We start from the raw sequence: 19009 nt of genomic DNA on the forward strand, positions 1-19009 counted from the left end.
GTATTTCGTCTAGTTTTAAGATACAACTTCACTTTTTATAAATAATAAAGCTTCTTTTACTCCTGTATGCATGGTGTTAAGAGCCTTTACATAATCCAGTAATTTTTTAGCTTCCGTTTTATTACCCAATCCAATATGTGCTAAAGCTAAAAGGTGCTTGGCATCTATTTCATTTCTTAATTGAATATCATCTTCAAAAACTAAAAGTAACGGAAGTGATGTAGCCAAATAGTCAATCTTTACAGTTTCTGTTAATTTTTTATTTGAGAAGTTTTTCATCCCTTTAAAGATTTTTAATGCCTCGTCTTGTTTGCCAAGCTCTTTAAGAGACAGTGCTTTATAAAAAGACATCTCAGAATAATCGCTTACAGCCATATCAATAAAGTCTCCATTTTCAGTAGCACTCTCTGTAAAATATTTTACCGCTTCCTCTGCTAAACCACCAGCTTTACATGCCATTCCCTTCCAATAATTGATGTGTGCTTTTGCTTGAAGTGGATGGTATTTTTCGCCCAAATTATCGGGTGTATTCAACGACTTTTCGAAATATGTTATAGCAAGTTTCGCATCACCTTTTGCCAATGCTTGTTGCCCGAGTTTTAAGCAAGCATAAGTATATTGTTTCAATACTTGCCCTTCTCCACCTTCCCAAGGATGAAAGTTTCGATGAGTTAAAAGGTCTAAGGCTTTTTCGTATCGCACTGCATAATTATAAAGTGCAGCTAACTCTACACTAAAATCGTCTCTACTTAAAATCAAATCGCCAAGGCTTTCAATCTTTTTCAACCTCAAAGTAGGATCGTTATTTAATTTCTTGCATAATTGATCAAACTCAAAATGGATACGCATATCTTCCGGAGCTAAATCTATTGCTTTTGTAAATGAGGCTTTGGCTTTTTCTCCGTCAGTTTGAGTGTTCCAGTAAGCTATTCCGAGGTTTCTATACAGCGTAGCATATTTGCAATTAGAAGTTGCTGCTTGTTCCCAAACTTTTATGGCATCTTTATGTCTTTTTAGATTAAAGAAATAATTACCTAGACCATAAGCTGCTAAATGGCAATCTGGCATTTGTTGGAGTGCCCATTCTAAAACTAACTGTTCACTTAAACGAGATGGGAAAAAGTAATTGAATGAGGATTTACTTGCTTGCTCTAACCATTCTTGCGATTCTGATTTATTTCCAATTTTTGCATATAACCAAGATAAAATAAACTTTGGCATTACAGACTGTCCCATTGGATTTGGCACGGCACATTCTGCTACATCATTTGCCAAATGGAGTTTAAGCAGTTCGATTGCTTCTTGGTAACATCCAGCCTCTGCATATTCAAAAGCAATATCTATAATTGTTTGTGCATCATTTCTCGAAGATTTTAAAAATGCTGCAAAATCATGAATAATTGTTGCAAGTTCATAATTCGCCCATTGGTCTAAGGCATCTATTTTTTGCAAATCTTCTAATATTAATTGTGCTTGATCTTTTTGACCTATTTTATGAAGCACAACAGCTTTTAGAATAATTGCACTATTATTTTGACGGTTGGTATCGAGGGCAGCTTCTATCTGTTCAAGAGCTGTTTCAAAATCAAATTTTATACAATCGATTTTTGCTAAAACATAATAAGCAGAAGCTCTCCATTCAAAATTCCATGTAGCTTTATAAAGTGCTGAATAAGCTAAATCTAATTCACCAGTGTAGAAATAAGTTAAGCCAAGAAAATAATATGCTTCTCCATTAGATGGATTCGGATGATAAGTGGTCATCACCTCAGTGGCAGTTTGCAAATATTTTTTAGCTTCATTAATCTTACCAAGTTTCAGCTCAGATTTACCCAAAGAGATATATGCTTTATAGTTTTTTGGGTCTTTTTTAATGGCTTCTTTCCAGTAGGGTTCTGGGTATCTAGTTGGATGACGATATAGTTCTAAATGCTCTCCAATCATTTCTAGCTCAATAGAACTGGCTACATTTTCTGGCTGTTTAGGTTCAAAAGCTACTTTTCTGTTTCGAGTTTTGTCTATTTCTATATGCTTATAGTTGATTAGTAACTTACCAGTCGCATCAAAAACTGACATCGAAATCTTATCTTCTTCTCCACTTTGGAATGTAAAACCTCCTCCAAGCCAAGGATTATCTGGTGAAATAGCAACTTTATTAATCAAGTGCTGTGTTTCTCCTATTTGTATTGAAATGTTTAGTGCTTCAAAACTTTTGCTCGCTGCAAGACCTACATCAAGTTTGTTACCTTGTTGTAAATCTAATCGGATAGCTAAGTCTTTAGTAGCATTTTGAACGGGACCCAACTTTTTATAGCTCCACCAGAACTGAGAAAATGTTTTAGTTTCAAAAGGAAGTAGGTATGAGAAATCTGGTTGATTGTCGGTGTAAACACCTGCCATCAATTCAAAATAAGGACCTCCACTATCAGTCAACTCTCTGTCCCATGCTTTTCCAAATTCTTCACTACCCCAAGTCCACTGTTTTTTGCCGGGAGCTATATGTCTGTTGGCCACATGTATAAATCCACCATCAGTTTTAAAATCGTATCCTCCAAAAAAATTATATTTTGTATCACAAACCATATAACTGGTTGGCACAGTAATGTTTTCGTATTTACGCAAGTCGTTTTTTCCTTCTCTTTCGTGGTACGGCACTCCATAATAATGATTTTCTGCAATAGGAAAACTACTCATTGCTCTCACTGCATGGTCGGCCACATAATGAACATCTAGTGGAAAAAAACTCTGGTATTGCTCATGAACTCTCACCGCAACATTTGCCCACCAAAGGAAAGTTTGCGTGAGTGGAGTACGATTAAATAATCGTGCTCTTAATTCGATTAACGAACTTCCAGGTCGAATCCGAATGCCATGCATCCCTTTTAGGCGATACATAGGATCGTATTCTGACATCCAGAAAGTTTTAGCTCCATCAGCCTCTTCTTCAAGATAAGTATCTGTTGGTAGATAAGTCCCTGGTCGGTGATGTTGAGGCCAGTTAAACTCTACTCCACCGCTTATCCAAGGACCTGCTAAACCCACCAATGCCGGTTTTATTACTTCTTGTTTATAGAAAAAATCGTAATTATTATTCGACTTGTCTTGCGCTTCAAAGATGCGTCCACCAATCTCAGGTAGCATTACAAGTCTTACAAATTCATTCTCTAGAATAGCCTCATCATATTGAGTTTGTACTTTTTGATCGTAAACTTTATCAATAAAAGGCACTGGATATACCTTTCCCGATGAACCTTGATAGACTCTCTTTTCAAAAAAAACAGGATTTATTTCAGGTTTACCCAATTCGTATGTGGGGATTGTTCTCTTAGAGAACTTTGATGTTACCAAATTTTTCACCTCGTTAATGTTTAATAAATAATTGACGCGATCAACTCAAATTTTTTAACTAAAAGTTTATTATTATTTCTTAGGAATGGATTTCTAAATCTTTTTCAATCTCTTCGAGCGATTTGCCTTTTGTTTCTGTTAATCTTGATTTTATCAGGAAAAAACCAACGACACATATGCCTGCATAACACCAAAAAGTACCATGGGCTTCTAACCAATTATTAAGAATTGGAAATGTAAATGTGAGAATAAATGAAGCCACCCAAAGTGCAAAAGTTGCGATTGAGACAGCAACCCCTCTTACTCGATTTGGAAAAATCTCTGCAAGTACCACCCATGTTACAGGTGCCAATGACATAGCATAAACAGAAATAGCAAGTATTACCAGACTTAAAATAGGCCAACCAGACCAGCCTGCATAATAGCTAAAGCCCAAAATAATATAGATGATAGCTAAACCTCCTGCACCAAACAAGAGAAGCTTTCTTCTGCCTAATTGATCTACAACACGCATGGCGATAAGTGTAAAAGCCAAGTTTACGCTTCCTGTAATTACAATATTAAAAAGCATATCGCTTACACTATACCCGGCAGAGGTAAAAATTTCATCTGCGTAATTGAATATGATGTTTATACCACACCATTGCTGAAAAACTGCTAGTATTATTCCGGTGATTAAAACAGGTCTAAGTTTTCTGTTAGCCAGTTCAGACCATTTTATTTTTTCTACATTTTTAACCTGAACAAGGGAGTTTTGTATACCATTTATTTCTTGTTGTGCATATTGTTCTCCACCAATTTTTCTTAATATATCTTCAGCTTTTACCAGATTTTTAGTTTTTGCCAGAAAACGTGGACTCTTAGGAACAAAAAACATTAATACAAAAAATGCTGATGCAGGAATAATTTCAGCCCAAAACATTATTCGCCAACCTGTTATGCCATTCCAAGAATTAAGAATCTGTTGTTCTGTATAACCATCTGGAATGGTATCGGCAATAAGGTAATTACATATTTGTGCAGAGAGAATGCCAATAACTATGGTAAGTTGGTTTATAGCTACCAATCTGCCCCGATACTCAGCTGGAGAAATTTCTGCAATATACATAGGTGAAAGTGCAGAAGCCATACCAATACCGACTCCACCTATTACTCGGTAGATTATAAAGAGCACATAATTATCTGTGGCTCCACTACCGTAAGCAGAGAGAATAAAAAGAAGTGCAGCTAAAATTAAAGGTTGCTTTCTGCCGTATTTATCAGAAACACCTCCAGATAACATTGCACCAGCTACACAGCCAATTAATGCACTGCTCATTGCCCAACCTTGTAAAGTAGGATTATTCTGAATTTGGAAAAATAATTCGTAAAATGGTTTAGCACCTCCAATTACCACCCAATCGTAGCCAAAAAGTAAACCACCCATTGCAGAGGTTAAGGCGAGTGCTAATAAATATGGGATATTATATTGATATTTTTGTTTCATATTTACTTGCGAACAATGTTATTCTAATGGTTAATTATTTTGATCGAAATCAAACTATAATTTTTACTTTCGATTTCTTTAATTTTATGCACATGTTGCAAGTCAAAGTTATAAATATTACATTTTGATCAGATGGATTTTAATCCATAAAATATGGACAATTCATTTGAAATAAAGCAGATAGTGATTAATCATGAGAAGCAGGAATGCAAATACGCAGAAGCTAATGCGGCAAGGGTTTACGGGAGAAAAAATGATGGTAGTTCCAAGGGAATTAATCAAGAAATATCTGGCAAATAACGTTGTAAATAACTTATACTTAACCGATATCGGCTATTTCCCAAAAGCACTAAACCATTTTAGAAACCGACCAAATGGTTCTCTTGAATATATTCTTATTTATTGTATTGAAGGACAAGGTATAATTAAAACTAAAAATCAAAAGTTTGAACTAACACCAAATTCATTTTATATTATTTCTCCACAAGAGAAACATACTTATCAGTCTAGTGGATCTATGCCTTGGAGTATTTATTGGGTGCACTTTACGGGTAAAACTGTCAGCTATCTCTATCAAAAGTTTAGCGATTTAAATAACGGGAATCCAGTTCCAATTTCTAATCCACAAAGCAAAACAACTGAATTTGATCACATACTCGATCTTTTTAGCCTTGGTTATAGGGACGAAGTGTTTGAATATTCGAGTATGCTACTTCATAAGCTTATTGGCTCTTTTCTTTATGATTCTTTAATTTCTCCAAATACTATTCAAAATGATGATACAGTAAAAAGAATTGTTGAATTTATGAATGAGCATATTTATGACACACTTACAATTAAAGACATTGAGAAGCATTTTGGGAAATCATCTTCTACTCTATTTACGATTTTTAAGAATAAAACAGGCCATTCAATTATGCAATTTTTTAGTCTTATCAAGATTCAAAAAGCTTGTGAGTTAATCAACTTAACCTCCATGTCAATAAAGGAAATCAGCTACAAACTAGATTACCAAGACCCCTTATATTTTTCTCGTGTATTCAAAAAATTTATGGGTGTACCTCCTACAAAATATAAAAGAGAAAATAATAGTTGAGTTAATTTTTAAAATAGATATTCCATCAAACATTTCTTTAGCACTTTATATTAATAATTTTCAATCCTTTTTAACATAAAGACAAAAAAGACCGCCTAAATTAGACAGTCTTTTTGAATAGATAATATACTGATAAAAATTAAGCTGTTGCTACTGTTTCAGTATAAATAATACCTTCGTAGCAAGCATTATAGATAGCTTTTAACTCCTCAAGAGTTGGAACACGAGGGTTAAATCCTGTACAAGGATCAGCCAATGCATTTTTAGCAATATAGTCTAGGTTTTTATCCCAATCTTCTTTTGAAATACCAAATTCTTTGATAGATGAGATATTACCAACTTTTTCTCTTAACTGCTCAATTGAAACAGCTAAATCTTCTGCAGAATTACCGCCAATGACTTTTGCCAAAGCAGGGTATTTTTCTGTAGCTAATTCGTTGTAACGAATCACATTTGGTAAGAAGATCGCATTAGAACAACCATGAGGAATGCCGTATAATGCCCCTACTTGGTGCGATAATGAGTGTACAATTCCTAACCAAGCATTGTTAAATGCCAATCCTGCCATAAAAGAAGCATCGTGCATATTTTGTCTAGCTTGTATGTTTTGAGGATTGTTTACGGCTTCTTCCAAGTTATCAAAAACAATTTCTAGTCCGCCTTTAGAAAGCACATCTGCATAATTGTCGTCAATGTTAGAAACAAATGCTTCTACACAGTGAGTTAATGCATCTAATCCTGTATTTGAGGTAACATGTGCAGGCATTGAAGCACAAATTTCACCATCTACAATAGCAATATCAGGCGTTAGCTCGTATGATACAATCGGATATTTTACACCTTTATCTCTATCGGTAATTACAGCTAAACCAGTTGTTTCGGTTCCTGTTCCACTTGTTGAAGGAATGGCAATAAATTTTGCCTTATTTCTAAGTGTAGGAACACTAAATGGTTTTGTTAAATCATCGAAATTGGTTTCAGGATGCTCATAAAAAATCCACATAGTTTTAGCTGCATCTATTGCCGAACACCCCCCTAAACCAATTATCCAATCTGGTTCAAAATTACGCATAGCTTCTGCGCCTTTAAGACAAGTTGCAGATGATGGGTCTTCTTCTACACCATCAAAAACTACACTTTCAATTCCAGCTTTTTTTAAGAAGTCAATTGCTTTCTCCAACGTTCCGTTCCTTTTCATTGAACCTCCGCCTAATACGAAGAAAGCTTTTTTACCTTTAATTTCTTTTAATTCTGAAAGGCTTCCTGCTCCGTGAAATACCTCTCCTGCGATGAATAATTTGCTCATGATTTTTATTTTTAATTACAATGCAAAATTATTCTACGCTAGCGCCAGATTAGTATAAATATGAGACTATGCGTTATACATTTGCTCCAATTTAAATTGTAGATCGCTTGGCGTTTCTTTCAACTTGGCTTTTACAAACTTATGCAAAGCTGATGGAGAGCTAAATCCCAAATCCAAAGCAATTTGCTTATGCGATAAATCTGAATACAACATTTGTCGCTTTATTTCTGTAAGGATTCGATTATGTATGGCATTTATAGCTGTTTCACCACAATGTTTCTTTGTAATTGCATTTAATTTTTTTGTGCTTATAGCAAGCTTATCTGCATAATGTTTTACTGTTCTATATTCTTTATAATGTGTATTTAAAACTTTTTTAAACTGAATGTATAACAGCTTATCAGATTCGAGATGTAACATAGGAATTTCTCCATGTAAGGCTTCAATAATGCCTAAAAGCAAAATTTTAATGTAAAATCGAGCTTGTTCTTTTTTAATGAGACTTGGAGTCGCATATATTTTTTCTATGGCATAAGTATGTGCTAAAGTTTGCTCAAAATCCTCTTCAGTTAATTGCACACATCTAAGCCTTGCAGAAAGGTTTACATTATATACCGTTAATTCATTATTTAAAATATCTGAACAAAAAAGCACTTCATCAAAAAGTAATACCTTGCCAGAAACATCATCACTTATATCACTGATTACTTGAATTTGATCTGGAAATATTACCGATACTTTGCCGGGTTTTAATTTATGATAATCGTCTTCGATTTGTACTTTAATACTGCCTTGAGTTAAAAATATTAGGCAAAAATGATCTTTCTTATGCGCCTTGGCATAAGTCTCCAAATATTCTGCTGATAAATCAAATAGGCGAAATGATAGACTGTGGTCTTCTTTCTTTTGAATGTGTTGTTTTAATAATATCCTCGATACCTCCATCCTAAATATCTCTAATGTGTTTTTTAGTTTACTTGAACATAAACCTGAGCGCAAAATTAGTAGTTCAATCTGTCTTTCAGAAATGTACATTGCTTAAAATCACCTCTCTATAAAATCTGAAAAGTAACTAGCTTAACTTCTTACCTAACTTATATACTCGATCCAACCATTTTTTTCTAAACTCAGCAGTAGAGGTTTTAATGGGTGCTATATAGGTTACTTTTACTGGGCTAATTCCACAAAACTCAAGTGTGCCTTTTTTAAATTGATTTATAGCAGGTCTTTTCATAAACAAGTAATCGTACCATTGCGGAGTATCTGCTGTAATAATTATTCTGGCTGTTTTGCCTTTAAAGAGTTTTTTGGGAAAAGCCTTGCCTTCAACATATTCAAATGCAATCCCGGGAAGAAAAACACGATCGATAAAACCTTTCATTAATGCAGGGTAACCATACCACCACATCGGAAAAACCCAAACGATGTGATCTGCCTCTCTAATTTTTTTTAGCGCATCTAATAAGTCAGGCTCCATCTCTGTTCTTTTCCGATAGCCAAACTTTAGATTTAGGCTAAAATTAAGATCGATTAAATTTATATGACTCACTTTTGCCGCTGTATTCGATACTCCATTAATATAGGCATCGGCCAATGCAAAATTAAAACTTTCTTTATCTGGGTGTCCGTTTATTATTAATATCTTTTTCATGTTTTTTTTACACAAAAGAAGATATTACACATGAACCATTAAAGGACATTTGTCTAATTCGACATCGATTTTCTTAATCTACTTAAATGTCTTTGAGTGATGCCCAAGTAAGAAGCTAGATAATTTAGTGGTATTAAATTTAAGTAGTCTGCATGGTTACGAAGCAAATCTGCATATTTTTTTTCGGCAGTTTCTTTTTGCAAAACAAAAACCCTTTTTTCCAATTTAATATACTCTTGCTCAGACAAATGTTTAAATAATCTTAACCAATTACTACTACTATTTTCTAATTTTTCAATTACTTGTCTACTAATAGTTAACAGTTCGATATCTATTAAAGCTTGAATATTTTCTTGTGTAGGTGTTTGAGAAATAAAAGAAGAATAAGCTGTTATAAATGAATTCTCGAAAGTAAAACAATAGGTTACCTCCTCTCCTGCTGATGAGTAATAAAACGATCTGAAAAAGCCAGAAACAACAAACGCCACTTCTTTACAAGTTTTACCCTCTTTAATATAAAAATCTCCTCTCTTTAAATACTTGGGAATAACAGAATCACAAAAAAGTTCTATTTCTTCTTTAGTCAAAATATTAAAAGACTCTAAAAATTGTTTCATTTTTACCATCTAGTAACCATTCGTTCTTCTCACAAAGTTAGAAGAAATTAACTTGTATATTGTCCTATTATACTTCTATATTTTTTGTGTTTATAAAAGTGCCTTTATGTAAAGTATACTCTTATACTGCCGCAAGTCAACTCCCTTGCCCACCCTCTACCATACTGCACTCTACTACTCTTCAATTTGATTTTGTATACAATTTTATATTCCTATATCTTTTATCTATACAATTTGGCAGAATAGCGATACCTGTATTTTTTAATATTATTATTAGCTAAAATTACAGGATGACACGCTTTAAAGGTTCGACCAGATTAATTTCCATTACAGCCTGGCTGCTGTTTTTTACTTTTCCTTTATTAAGAACAACTGGAGAAAAAAATGATATTCTTTCTTTACTACAATCATTTGCTTACTGGCAGTTCTGCTTGTGTTATTTTGCCATTTTCTATCTCAATTCAAAATTTTTAGCACCAAGACTATTATTAAAAAATAATTACATTTTATATGTTGTTTCCATCATCGCTATTGGAGCTTGTGTATTCTTTATAAAACCATTCGATGCATTAATCCAACATTCCAAAAGTTTGGGCTACATTACTTTGCCACCTTCTGTGATGCCGTATAACGATTTTTCTGGTCCAGAAAAAAGAGAAGGAAATGGTGATAGCCGACCTTTTCCACCACCAAGAGATTTTGGGCCAGAAGGCCCTGAACGTTCAGATAATCCTTTTGCCGTTAGAGATGTAACAAGTTTATTTATTTTGGTAGTAATATTAACATTGAGTACAGCAACTGAATCTACCCAACGTTGGCAAGTTACAGAGAGACGAGTAACCAAAGCGGAAGCAGAAAAGGCTAAAGCAGAACTCTCCTTTTTAAAGGCACAAATTAACCCTCATTTTCTATTTAACACATTGAATAATATTTATACTCTGGCGGTTACAGGCAATGAAAAAACTGCCGATAGTATAATGAAACTGTCTAACATTATGCGTTTTGTAACCGACGATGTGCGGGAAGATAGTATACCATTAATCCGTGAAGTAGAATGTTTAAAGGATTATATTGATTTGCAAAAGTTACGATTGGGCAAAAAAGCAGATATTACTTTTGAAGCAACTGGCAGCTTAAAATCTACCAGCATTAGCCCGATGATTTTGCTTACGTTTGTAGAAAATGCTTTTAAGCATGGCATAAGCAAACACGCAGCTTCACCAATTGTAATTAAGATTGAGGCAAGGCCTGATAAAATTTCTTTTTTCTGCCAAAATCGCCTTTTCGATAACCAGACAAAACAAGAGCGAAACGGAATAGGTATTAAAAATACCAGACAAAGATTGCAACATGTTTATCCATCTAATTACATATTGGAGATAAATCGAGCAGACCAATTATTTACCGTTACCTTGGAAATAAACAAAGCATGAACACGAAAAAAATAAAGTGTATCGCCATAGACGATGAACCACTCGCTTTAGAATTAATTGAAGAATACATCAAAGATTTTCCATCGTTTGAGTTGATTCAAACTTTTGAAGATGCAATTAATGGTGCTGAATTTTTAAAAAAAGCTGATATAGATGTGTTGTTTGTAGACATTCAAATGCCAGATATTACAGGAATAGATTTGGTGGCTTCGTTAGAAAATAAACCTATTGTGATTTTTACAACTGCATACCGCAACTATGCCTACGAAGGTTTCGAGCTTGAAGCAATGGATTATCTGGTAAAGCCCATCTCTAAAGATCGTTTTGAACGTGCTATTAACAAAACACTAGAATACTATCAATACAAGCACGGAACAGTTAAAAATCCTTCAGAAGTTTTTTATGTTTATGCTAAATACCAGAAAATTAAAATTGTGCAAGATGAGGTACTTTATATAGAAAGCCTCAAAGATTATTGCACTATCTATCTGGAAGATGGTGAAAGTATTACCACACTGATGCCCTTAAAAAAGCTTTCTGAAATGCTAAGCCCAGACAAGTTCTTTAGAGTCCATAGGAGCTTTATTATTTCTATTCAAAAGATAAAATCATTCATCAAACAAAAAGTAACACTCACCAATGGCAAAGAGCTGCCAGTAAGTAGTAAATATGCAAATGAGTTGCAAAATACATTAGGTTCCTGATTTATTCTTATTGGAATATTATAGCAGCAGAAATCGCCAATCAATGTGATTGTAAATAATTTATAAAGACAAGTTATTATTCTAAATATTTAATCCACACTTGATTTATGTAACAATAAAATAGTATATTTAGATAGCTTCATTTTTTATTATATGATTTTTTTGAGCTAAGCTTTCTAACATATCAAGTATACATAAATGTTTAAAAATTACCTTATTACTGCAATTCGTAATCTTACCAGAAATAAATTAATTACCCTGATCAGTATTTTTAGTTTGTCTATCGGAATGTCGATTGGTTTGTTTCTAATCGCAGTAATAAATTATCAGCAAAACTTTGATACTTTCCATCAAGACTTTGAGCAAATCTATAGAATAACCACCTTGCTAAAAGGAAACACGCAATCTCAACAAATCGCAAGGTCTCCATTTACCCTTTTACCCGCTGCCATCGAAAGCTATCCAGAATGCAAAAAGGGAGTTCGATTGTTTCCACATAGACAGTTAAACCATATTTCATTGTCTTTTAATGGAAAAGAAGTGAAAGCAAACGGTGTTTTTGCAGATAAAACTTTTTTAGAGATTTTTGACTTTAAAATGATTTATGGGGAAAGAGATAAATCATTTTCAAATCCACGTTCAATTGTAATTACTCAAAAAGCTGCGCAAAAATTCTTTGATGATAAAAACCCATTCGGTAATGTTTTAACTCATAAAGAATTTGGTGATTTTGTAGTCTCAGGGGTGATTGACATCTCAAATGTTAAAACACATATAGATTACGATTTTTATATTTCGACTGAAGCGCTACAATCGCTCATAACAGCAAATAAAGTTGAGGAAGACATCAATAACTGGTCAAATTACAGTCAGTGTTACACCTATGTTTTATTGGAGGAAAATGCTGATCCAGAAGTACTTCAGGGCAAAATATCATCGCTTATTCCATCTGAAACTTTTGAGAATAAAAATATCAGCAGTTCATTTCAATTACAAAAAATCACAAACATACTTCCAATAAAGCTCTTATACGACCCATTTATAGGAATCTCAGCAAGCGGAATATTAATGTACTCAATTATTGCCATTGTAATACTGGTTATTGGTTGTTTCAATTACACCAACTTATCAATTGTAACCTTAATGGAAAGGAACAAAGAAGTGGGTATTAGAAAAACCATGGGAGCAAGATCAAACCAAATATTTATACAATTCCTAACCGAATCTATATTAATATCGCTCATTTCACTTCTGCTAGGCTCTATTTTAATGTATTACTTGTCGATGCACCCAAAGTTTTCAAATTTGTTAAAAGACATAGAAGTTAATCTGGAGTTATGTATTTTGTTTTTGTTATTTAGCATTTTAGTAGGCGTATTAGCTGGTTTATTTCCTGCCATTATCTTCTCTCAAAAATCTATCAATAATGTATTTAGGTCAAATAATCATACCGGTTCATTGCAAGGTATCAACTTGAGAAAAATGGCTATGGTAAGCCAATTTTGCTTTTCGTTGGTATTTATAATTTTGTTGTTTGTAATGCAATTTCAAACTCAATACCTCATTAAAGCCGACTATGGATTTGATAAATCTAATATTATCAACCTTAAACTTCAAAATGGAGATTACCATACTATTGCCAGTCAATTAGAAGAACATTCATTAATTGAAAAGGTATCGGCTACTTCTACAAATTTGGTTTCTATGGGGCAAAACGATCTAATTAAACACATCGACCAAAATAAACCGATTGGCTTTTTGAGCTATTTTGTAGATCACAATTTCATAGAAAATATGGGATTAGATTTAATAGCTGGACAAAACTTTCCTACAGAAGCATCTGAGCAAAATGAAGAATATATTATAGTAAATGAGAAGACTCTCAAAACTTTAAATATAGGCCCAACCATTGAGGCTATTGGGAAAACACTTACTATAAACGATACATTAAAACTACAAATAACAGGAGTATTAAAAGACTTCAATTATTTGTCGTTAAAACATCCTATTGGGCAAATGGGGCTCCGATATTCACCAAAAAACTTTAAGTTTTTAAACATTAAATATCGAAATAATAATAATAAAGCTGATGAACTTGAAGCATATATTGAGTATATCTGGAACAAAAACAGAAAGCTTGAAAAACAAAAAGTTGAATATAGTTTTTACGAAGATGAACTAGAAGAGAATCTCTCCTATCCTGAAGACTTGTCAATTATCAGGATATTTTCTATTGCTGCAATGTTTATCTCTTGCATAGGATTGCTGGGGCTTGTTTTGTATAGTTCAAATGCCAGAGTAAAAGAAATTGGCATTAGAAAAACCTTTGGTGCAAATACTACTGGGCTTGTGCTGCTGCTATCTAAAGAGTTTATTTATCTGCTTTTATTAGCCGGATTAATTGCGTTGCCCATTGGTTATTTTTTAGGCAATCTAATCCTTACGGAATTTACCTATAAAATTACAATTGGCGCTAGTATACTGCTTTTTAGCTTTTTAACCATGTTTAGTTTGGGCATCTTCACCATTCTTTCTCAAACTATAAGAACTGCACTATCAAATCCTGTAGACTCATTGCGGAATGAGTAAAAACCAAAGTAAATATGAAAAAATTAATAGGCTTTTTATTCTTATTACACCTGTATATAGGAGTCGTCTTTGGGCAATCGAATTTAATTATATCTCCTAAAAATCCTCAACCGGAACAAGAAGTAACATTTTCTTATACACCAACTGGCACACCGCTAGATAGCTCTTTGGTAATTTCTGCGACAGTTAATTTGTTTGAAAAAACAGGAAGATTTAGAAAGCCTATTGATCTAATCTTAAAGTACGAGGGAGATCAATGGATAGGAAAATTTAAAATCAATTATGGTTGTGTATCTTATTTAATAATTTTCAAAGATGAGAATGACTTACACGATAATTACGATGGTCATGGTTATCGCTATATATTGAAAGATAATGATGGTGAAGAATTAATTGGAGGAAAAGCTGCCATTGCTAAATATTGTTTTATCAACACTAATTATGTTCCCTATGTTTTTGAACCTTGGTTAGCATCATGTAACCCAGACCTTGAAAGAGGCAGGAAAATGCTAGAAGAAGAATTTACTAAAAATGAAGAACTTACGGCTTATTATATCAGCACATATTCCAACTCAATTAATCTTGGTAATCCGGAAGAAAAAAATGCGCTTCTTGAAAAAACTGATTGGTTATTTGAACAAAGAGAACTATTAGATAGCCGTTCACTTAGGGATTTGAGTGGCATATATATGGATATAGGAGATAATGAAAAACTATTGGCTTGTCGAAAAACAAATATGAAAATACATCCCAACTCAAATTGGGCATTTCAAGTTGGCTCTATTCATTTACAAAGAAAAATTCTAGAAGCTTCTACCTTAAATGAGAAACTTCATGCATATAAAAAATTAGAAAAATACTTTGATAAAGGCCTAAAAGAAAAAATTGATTCCTCTCCCCAAACATTAGAAAGAACATTAAGTATGGATAATATTTTTCAAGATTATCCTCTTTCATTAACATGGATAAATAAATACACCTATGCTGAATTGGAAAAATCAGTTAGGTTAATGGGGCTTTTAACACTTTTTATAGAAGAAGGATCTTTAGCAAAATGGCTTAAGATGGTAGAGGAAATAGATGATGAATGGTACAAGTTAAGAGTATATGAATATTACGCAAAACACCAAGTCAAAGAATCTAAAAATAATGTAGAAGACACGCTTTCATTAGCTTTAATCACTAAAGCTATTAAATTATCTACTAACAAATTGGACTCACCTCGCGATTTTCGAGAATTAATGTTTAGTGATCTTTCAGATAATGATATTCGTAGAAAAAGAGAAATTGATGTAGCTGAGTATTGGATGACAAAAGCGCAATTGCTGCTTAAAATTGGAAAAGAACAAGAAGCAATATTTGCCTGCAATAAAGCAATAGAATATGGTAAATTTGCCAATACTATTTATAATTTAAATAATAGAATTGTTGATTTCCTTTTAATTATTGGAGACGAAAAAGCGGCCAAAGAGGTAGCTAAATTAACCATAGAGAAAGGTACGGCAACAGATATGATAAAAAAACTTTTAAATGAAGAAGATGCACCTCAGATAGACTCATTAGAAGCTGGGCTAGTTAAAAACAAAAAAGAATATTTGGAAGGATTAATGATGAATACACCTGCACAATCCTTTGAACTTAAAAACCTTAAAGGAGAAAAAATATCTCTTGAAGATTTAAAAAATAAAGTTGTTGTACTTGATTTTTGGGCAACTTGGTGTGCTCCGTGTCTTATGACTTTTCCAGCTTACAAAGAACTTATAGAAAAATATAAAACAGAGCCAGATGTTGAGTTTTTATTTATCTGTTTAGACAAAGGCAAAAATGAAAAAGAAATTAGTCAGTTTCTCCAAAAAAGAGGATTTGCTTTTAATGTAATGCTTGATGAAAAAGGCGAATCAGCTAAAACTTATAAAGTTGGTTCACTTCCCACCAAGTTTGTAATTTCTCCAGAAGGCAAAATAAATTTTAGAAATTCAGGAGGAAATGGTGATAAAGATCAAATTATTGAAGAACTTTCTCTCATGATCGAAATTGCTAAAAAAAGCAGCACTTATTAGACATTCATGAACAAAATCATATTCCTATTTTTCATAAGCATAACACTTCATTTAACCACTTTTGCACAAAGTAAATCAGATACTACATATATTACTTCATACATTAAAGTGGCAATGGGTTATGATAATGAATATTACAACTTAGAAGATTTAGTGCAGCCTATCTCATATGATTATCATTGTTTTAGTAATGTTCCAGATTATTATGGTAGAACTCCAAAAGAAGGCATTCTCAAATTAATAAATGTTCAAGATAGCATTTGGAGTTTAGAAGCTATAGTAATTGAAGAATGCATTAATATTAAAAACTTTTTCCCAAAATTAGAAAAACATAATGATACACTGAATATCAATTGGTTACCAATTGATGATATGATGAGAACTGAAATACAATATGGAGATACAATTTTGTTAGTAGAAGAAATGCCATCATATTTAATTGAAGAATGTTATTGTGCTTATTTCTCCAAATTAGAATTTTATGCAGATAATTTGTCTGCTGTGGTTATCAATGGCAAGAACCTGAATAAAACAAATAATATTTTTGAAACTTATGAAATTCAATACTTTCTCCATAAAGGCGATACAATTGGTTATATAGACACGTATGGTCGAATTCAAGGAACTAGGTTTGTTAGACAAACTAAAACAGGTTACCTAACACGCGATGTTTATAAAAATAGCTTTCTTGAAAGATTAGAAATTTATAACTCTGATGGCAAATTGTTATTTACAGAAAAAGATTTTAGTGCTTTTGATGCCAGATTAAAAGAGTTAGAAGAACAGTAACATCAACTGCAAACACAAAACAGAATTAAGATAATACTTATACAATCCATCCACCACCATTCAGCATCAATTAAACATTATTTATTCTCCAAATAACAACCTACAATGGTATTTAAAATCAGGCATGGGTTTTCATTTTAATGATACAAGAGTAGTAATAACCTAATGATTAATGCAGCACCCATCTGGTTTAAGTGCGGGATTACGCTATCGCTATTTGCACGATAGACCTGCTAATGAAGATAATTCTGTAACCGCTGAGGGATATTTTATTACCGATGCGAATGTAGGTTACAAATGGAAGAACTTGAGTTTAAATATGGTGGTCGAAAACATATTTAACACCGAATGTGACGAAACCCAATTCTACACAACCAGTCAATTGCTAGGTGAAACTTCTTCAGTTTCTGAGATACATTATATACTTGGTAGCCCCATAAACTTTAGAATTAAAGCGGCTATTTCATTCTAAAAATTAAACAATGTAGCTATTCACCGATACATTTTATGAGTTTATCGGTACAAAGTACACTTGGATTGCGCGTGCCCGTAATTTTATGATAGAATAGAAGCATTCTACAATAGGAAAAATAACCAACAGCGCTTCAGTTTTCACCTAATTGCTGCGCTTCTCACAAACTTTATAGGAAACTTTAAAAAGGACATTTAACATAAAACTAAGCTTACAATAAAAATCTCTTTACCAAATTAAAACTCTTTTGGGATTCATATTAAAAGTTATGTTACAAGTTAGATATTCTTATGACTATCAATTTATCTTATTCACTAATGTACATCAACTATAATATTAACTATGAATTTTTTAAAGCCAATAATCGCATGCTTCTTAGCAATTACATTGCTTGTTGGATGTAGCAGCGAAAGCGATTCTGTAGACCCTGATACGAATTCAAGTTCTACATCCGACTCAGAATCAGATGCTACTTACAACCCAGATCCTATAGAAGTTGAAGCCTGTACCTCTACAAGTGGCATTGATAAAATTATTTGCTTAGCAGATGCTTTTAAAGCATTACTTAGCGACTCACAATTAGCCACTGTACAAAGAGATTACACAGTAACTGAAGCAAAGAAATGGTCTAACCTGCCAAATGCAGAAAGAGTTGGGCTTACTTTTGGAGAAATGACAACCACACAAATACAGTATGCTAAAGCAGTATTAGTGGAAATATTAAGTGCAACAGACAACGAAGGTTGGGATGAAGTACAAAAGCACTTAGATGCAGATGAATATCTTGGCGAAAATGGAGGTGGTTCTGCTTATGGTGCTGCAAACTTTTATTTTGCTTTTCTTGGAACACCAGCAGAAACTGGCACTTTCGAAATTCAATTTGGCGGACACCATTTAGTAGTTTCTAATACCTATACAGACGGTGTATTGGTTGGAGCAACTCCTTCTTTTAGAGGTATCGAACCATTTGCAGAGTTCACTTGGAATGGAGAAACTAGCCAAGTACAAGAACAAGAGAGAAGCGCATTTTCTGCAATTCTCGAATCATTTTCATCAGATGAATTAGCCACAGCAGAATTAAGCTCATCTTATGGAGACATTATAGCAGGCCCACAAGAAGATGATAATTTTCCAGCAACTGCATCTGGTATTAGTTGCAGTGAATTAACTACTGCTCAAAGAACATTGGTTTTAGATGCCATTGCTACTTATGTTGAAGATATTGCAGAAGATGATGCAGATGCGATAATGATTGAATATACCAATGAATTAGACGATACATATATCGCCTATTCTGGAACCACAAGCTTAGAAACTCGCAACGATTACATTCGAATAGATGGGCCATCTGTCTGGATAGAGTATTCAGTTCAAAATGGAGTAATCTTACAACCTACTCACCCACATGCCATCTGGAGAGATAAAGATGGCGATTACGGAGGAAATAATTAATCTGAT

General features: G+C 33.2%; 14 protein-coding genes. 8 read left to right on the forward strand and 6 right to left on the reverse strand.

Translation table 11 applies throughout. The annotated features are described in order from the left end of the window. Nucleotides 1-15 precede the first annotated feature (15 nt). Nucleotides 16-3357 (reverse strand): DUF5107 domain-containing protein, encoded by a 3342-nt coding sequence (locus OQ292_RS24475; RefSeq protein ID WP_284686616.1) that lies wholly within the window; start codon nt 3355-3357, stop codon nt 16-18. A gap of 70 nt (nt 3358-3427) precedes the next feature. Next, a complete protein-coding gene (locus tag OQ292_RS24480) occupies nt 3428-4834 on the reverse strand; it encodes a sugar porter family MFS transporter (RefSeq protein ID WP_284686617.1) in 1407 nt (468 codons plus the stop codon). 193 nt (nt 4835-5027) lie between these two features. Between OQ292_RS24480 and OQ292_RS24485 the strand changes: the two genes are divergently transcribed. Beyond that, nucleotides 5028-5930 (forward strand): helix-turn-helix domain-containing protein, encoded by a 903-nt coding sequence (locus OQ292_RS24485; protein WP_284686618.1) that lies wholly within the window; start codon nt 5028-5030, stop codon nt 5928-5930. 139 nt (nt 5931-6069) lie between these two features. On the opposite strand, the gene OQ292_RS24490 is transcribed toward OQ292_RS24485, so the two are convergent. The 4 genes from OQ292_RS24490 to OQ292_RS24505 form a co-directional block, all read right to left on the reverse strand. Next, entirely contained in the window at nt 6070-7236 is a 1167-nt protein-coding gene (locus OQ292_RS24490) for an iron-containing alcohol dehydrogenase (protein WP_284686619.1), read from the reverse strand. A 66-nt stretch (nt 7237-7302) separates the two neighbouring features. Then, nucleotides 7303-8271: a helix-turn-helix domain-containing protein gene (locus tag OQ292_RS24495; protein WP_284686620.1), complete on the reverse strand. Its 969-nt coding sequence runs from the start codon at nt 8269-8271 to the stop codon at nt 7303-7305. Between the two features lie 37 nt (nt 8272-8308). Beyond that, the gene (locus OQ292_RS24500) at nt 8309-8887 is read right to left on the reverse strand and encodes an NAD(P)H-dependent oxidoreductase (protein ID WP_284686621.1); all 579 of its coding nucleotides are present in this window, start codon (nt 8885-8887) and stop codon (nt 8309-8311) included. 53 nt (nt 8888-8940) lie between these two features. Continuing rightward, nucleotides 8941-9504: a Crp/Fnr family transcriptional regulator gene (locus tag OQ292_RS24505; RefSeq protein WP_284686622.1), complete on the reverse strand. Its 564-nt coding sequence runs from the start codon at nt 9502-9504 to the stop codon at nt 8941-8943. A gap of 290 nt (nt 9505-9794) precedes the next feature. Here OQ292_RS24505 and OQ292_RS24510 point away from each other — a divergent pair, with 290 nt between their 5' ends. From OQ292_RS24510 to OQ292_RS24540, 7 genes are all read left to right on the forward strand, one after another. Beyond that, nucleotides 9795-10937 (forward strand): sensor histidine kinase, encoded by a 1143-nt coding sequence (locus tag OQ292_RS24510; RefSeq protein ID WP_284686623.1) that lies wholly within the window; start codon nt 9795-9797, stop codon nt 10935-10937. Further along, on the forward strand, nt 10934-11641 hold the full coding sequence (locus OQ292_RS24515) for a LytR/AlgR family response regulator transcription factor (RefSeq protein WP_284686624.1): 708 nt from the start codon (nt 10934-10936) through the stop codon (nt 11639-11641). The genes OQ292_RS24510 and OQ292_RS24515 overlap by 4 nt, the downstream gene beginning before the upstream one ends. Before the next feature lie 198 nt (nt 11642-11839). Next, complete coding sequence (locus OQ292_RS24520; RefSeq protein WP_284686625.1) at nt 11840-14230, forward strand: ABC transporter permease; 2391 nt, start codon at nt 11840-11842, stop codon at nt 14228-14230. A gap of 14 nt (nt 14231-14244) precedes the next feature. Beyond that, nucleotides 14245-16290, forward strand: a complete 2046-nt coding sequence (locus OQ292_RS24525; RefSeq protein ID WP_284686626.1) for a redoxin domain-containing protein — start codon at nt 14245-14247, stop codon at nt 16288-16290. Between the two features lie 6 nt (nt 16291-16296). After that, nucleotides 16297-17079 (forward strand): hypothetical protein, encoded by a 783-nt coding sequence (locus tag OQ292_RS24530; RefSeq protein WP_284686627.1) that lies wholly within the window; start codon nt 16297-16299, stop codon nt 17077-17079. Between the two features lie 172 nt (nt 17080-17251). Next, a complete protein-coding gene (locus OQ292_RS24535) occupies nt 17252-17551 on the forward strand; it encodes a TonB-dependent receptor (RefSeq protein ID WP_284686628.1) in 300 nt (99 codons plus the stop codon). Nucleotides 17552-17893: 342 nt separating this feature from the next. Next, nucleotides 17894-19003, forward strand: a complete 1110-nt coding sequence (locus tag OQ292_RS24540) for a DUF3500 domain-containing protein (protein WP_284686629.1) — start codon at nt 17894-17896, stop codon at nt 19001-19003. The last annotated feature ends 6 nt before the right edge of the window (nt 19004-19009 follow it).

This window comes from Chondrinema litorale (assembly GCF_026250525.1).
Classification (GTDB): domain Bacteria; phylum Bacteroidota; class Bacteroidia; order Cytophagales; family Flammeovirgaceae; genus Chondrinema; species Chondrinema litorale.

What these genes read in the sequence shown, in the direction of transcription:
- OQ292_RS24525 (WP_284686626.1), top strand. Translation starts at nt 14,245, where the DNA reads ATGAAAAAATTAATAGGCTTTTTATTCTTATTACACCTGTATATAGGA.
- OQ292_RS24480 (WP_284686617.1), bottom strand. Translation starts at nt 4,834, where the DNA reads ATGAAACAAAAATATCAATATAATATCCCATATTTATTAGCACTCGCC.
- OQ292_RS24505 (WP_284686622.1), bottom strand. Translation starts at nt 9,504, where the DNA reads ATGAAACAATTTTTAGAGTCTTTTAATATTTTGACTAAAGAAGAAATA.
- OQ292_RS24520 (WP_284686625.1), top strand. Translation starts at nt 11,840, where the DNA reads ATGTTTAAAAATTACCTTATTACTGCAATTCGTAATCTTACCAGAAAT.
- OQ292_RS24530 (WP_284686627.1), top strand. Translation starts at nt 16,297, where the DNA reads ATGAACAAAATCATATTCCTATTTTTCATAAGCATAACACTTCATTTA.
- OQ292_RS24490 (WP_284686619.1), bottom strand. Translation starts at nt 7,236, where the DNA reads ATGAGCAAATTATTCATCGCAGGAGAGGTATTTCACGGAGCAGGAAGC.
- OQ292_RS24495 (WP_284686620.1), bottom strand. Translation starts at nt 8,271, where the DNA reads ATGTACATTTCTGAAAGACAGATTGAACTACTAATTTTGCGCTCAGGT.
- OQ292_RS24515 (WP_284686624.1), top strand. Translation starts at nt 10,934, where the DNA reads ATGAACACGAAAAAAATAAAGTGTATCGCCATAGACGATGAACCACTC.
- OQ292_RS24485 (WP_284686618.1), top strand. Translation starts at nt 5,028, where the DNA reads ATGAGAAGCAGGAATGCAAATACGCAGAAGCTAATGCGGCAAGGGTTT.
- OQ292_RS24500 (WP_284686621.1), bottom strand. Translation starts at nt 8,887, where the DNA reads ATGAAAAAGATATTAATAATAAACGGACACCCAGATAAAGAAAGTTTT.
- OQ292_RS24540 (WP_284686629.1), top strand. Translation starts at nt 17,894, where the DNA reads ATGAATTTTTTAAAGCCAATAATCGCATGCTTCTTAGCAATTACATTG.
- OQ292_RS24510 (WP_284686623.1), top strand. Translation starts at nt 9,795, where the DNA reads ATGACACGCTTTAAAGGTTCGACCAGATTAATTTCCATTACAGCCTGG.
- OQ292_RS24535 (WP_284686628.1), top strand. Translation starts at nt 17,252, where the DNA reads ATGCAGCACCCATCTGGTTTAAGTGCGGGATTACGCTATCGCTATTTG.